The following is a 2,288-nucleotide window of genomic DNA, read 5'->3' on the forward strand; positions in this document are numbered from 1 at the left end:
CGCGGGGGCGCTGCCGTCCGTGGTGTTCGCGGCCATGGGGCCAGGTTCGCCGGGGCCCTTGCCCGCGGGTCTCCCCGCCCTCTCTCCCGCGCCCGGGCCGCCATCAGGCCCGGCCAGCAACCCGCACAGGTGCAGGGCAAAGGCCTCTGCACTGGCAAAGCCGGGGTCCAGGATCAGATGCGCGGTCACTTCCGGCTGCTCGTCAAAGGCGCGCAGCAGGCAGCGGCACAGGGTGCTCTTGCCGGTGCCCACCTCGCCCAGCACCACGTTCAGCCCGCGCCGCAGCCGCACGGCTATTTCCAGCCGGTGCAGGCACAACTCGTGGCCGGGGGCGCGGTAGTACGAGAGCGGGTCTGGCGAGGTGGAAAACGGCTCGCGTGAAAGGCCCAGCAATTCAAGGTAGTTCATGGCATGTCCTTAGAGATGCGAGAGACCCGGGAAAACCGTGGGCGCCGTGGAATCCGTGCCCCCCCGTGCATCCCGCCGATCAGAAATCGTCATCCGCAAGGCCTGTCGCGCCACCCGCGCGCGAGACGGGGGTGGCGTTTACCCCGGTCAGGTACGGCTTGAAGCGCGGCTTGTCGGCCACGTGCACGGCGGCGTCGCGCGGGTTGATCAGCCCGGCGCCCAGCAGCCGCAGAATGTCGTCGTCCAGGGTCTGCATGCCCGCGTTCTTGCCGGTTTGCAGCACGCTGGTCAGCTGGTAGGTCTTGCTTTCGCGGATCAGGTTGCGCACGGCGGGCACGCCCAGCATGATCTCCAGCGCGGCCACCCGGCCCGGCCTGTCCGCGCGCGGAAAGAGCACCTGCGATATGACGGCCTGCAAGGTTTCCGAAAGGCTGGTGCGGATCTGGGCCTGCATTTCCGGCGGAAACACCTCGACAATGCGGTCGATGGTCTTGGGCGCGGATATGGTGTGCACCGTGGACAGCACCAGATGTCCGGTTTCCGCCGCTTCCAGCGCCAGGCTGATGGTTTCCAGGTCGCGCATTTCGCCCACCAGGATGATGTCCGGGTCTTCGCGCAGGGCGCCGCGCAGGGCGGCGGCAAAGCTTTTGGTGTGGCGACCCACCTCGCGCTGGTTGATCAGGCACCCGCGCGGCTCGTGCACGAATTCCACCGGGTCTTCGATGGTGATGATGTGGTCGCGGCGGTGGGTGTTGGCGTGGTCGATCATGGCCGCCAGGGTGGTGGACTTGCCGCTGCCGGTGGGGCCTGTAAGCAGCACCAGGCCCTTGGGCAGCATGGCCAGGTCGCGCAGCAGCGGGGGCAGGCCCAGCGCCTCCACCGAGGGGATACTGCCGGGAATCTCGCGGAAGGCCGCGCCCACGCCGCGCTCGTGGCGGTAGAAGTTGGCGCGGTAGCGGGCCATGCCGGGCACCGCGTAGCCGAAGTCCAGGTCGCCGCTGGCGGCGAATTCGTCTCGCCGGGCCGGGGGAATGATCTCGTCCAGCATGGCGGCAAGGGTGGCGTCGTCCAGCGCGGGGTGGTCCAGCCGTTGCAGCGTGCCGTGCACGCGCACCATGGGCGTGCAGCCGCTGGAAAGGTGCAGGTCAGAGCCGCCAAGCCCGTGCAGGATCTGGAAAAACTTGTCGATGCGTGCCATGCGTGGTTCCTTGCGCCGCGCGGGCGGCGGTGGGGGATGTACCCTCGGTTGGGCGGGCCGGATGCCGCCTTCAAGGCTGGCCCGATCCTATGCGGATGGGCGGAATAATCAAGTATCGTATACTAATGGCGTGTCGTGAGCCCTTCTGCTAGAAGTCGCTTGCGCAACGCAAAGAAGGAGCCGACACCATGCCGTACACCGACCCCGCCGTCTTTCCGTGGCTTGCGCTGGTGCTGGGCCTTGTGCTTGGCAGCTTCTACAACGTGTGCATCCACCGCGCCATCGAGGGCCAGTCGCTGCTGTGGCCGCCGTCGCACTGCCCGCACTGCGCCGCGCGCCTGCGCCCGTGGCATCTGGTGCCCATCCTCAGCTATCTTGCGCTGCGCGGGCGTTGTCATGCCTGCGGCCAGCGCATCAGCCCGCGCTACCCCGTTGTAGAGGCCGCGTCCGGCCTGCTGGCCCTGTTGCTGGCGCTGCGCTTTGGCGCCACATGGCCCTTCGCCGTGTACATGGTGTTCGGCGGGGCGCTGCTGGTGGCCTCGTTCATCGACTTCGAAACGTTCATCCTGCCAGACGTCATCACCCTGACCGGCGCCGCGGCTGCCCCGGTGGCCGCCGTGCTGCTGCTGGACATGCCCTTGGCCGACAGCCTGATCGGCGCGGCGGCGGGCGGCGGCGCGTT

Annotated in this window: 3 protein-coding genes; 1 reads left to right on the forward strand and 2 read right to left on the reverse strand. The window is 68.4% G+C overall.

Annotated features, from left to right (window positions below; translation table 11 throughout):
• A partial coding sequence (locus tag FVW20_RS12960) for an AAA family ATPase (protein WP_372434998.1) occupies nucleotides 1–408 on the reverse strand: 408 nt, incomplete at its 3' end.
• Nucleotides 409–487: 79 nt separating this feature from the next.
• Nucleotides 488–1,606, reverse strand: coding sequence for a type IV pilus twitching motility protein PilT (locus FVW20_RS12965; RefSeq protein ID WP_196609948.1), 1,119 nt, complete (start codon nucleotides 1,604–1,606; stop codon nucleotides 488–490).
• A gap of 188 nt (nucleotides 1,607–1,794) precedes the next feature.
• Here FVW20_RS12965 and FVW20_RS12970 point away from each other — a divergent pair.
• Nucleotides 1,795–2,288 (forward strand): prepilin peptidase (locus tag FVW20_RS12970; protein ID WP_196609949.1); only part of this gene is annotated, 494 nt, incomplete at its 3' end.

It is taken from the genome of Nitratidesulfovibrio oxamicus (assembly GCF_015731765.1).
In the GTDB taxonomy this organism is placed as follows: domain Bacteria; phylum Desulfobacterota; class Desulfovibrionia; order Desulfovibrionales; family Desulfovibrionaceae; genus Cupidesulfovibrio; species Cupidesulfovibrio oxamicus.

Excerpts from the sequence above, each read along its gene's own strand:
- FVW20_RS12965 (WP_196609948.1), bottom strand. The coding sequence starts at position 1,606 with ATGGCACGCATCGACAAGTTTTTCCAGATCCTGCACGGGCTTGGCGGC.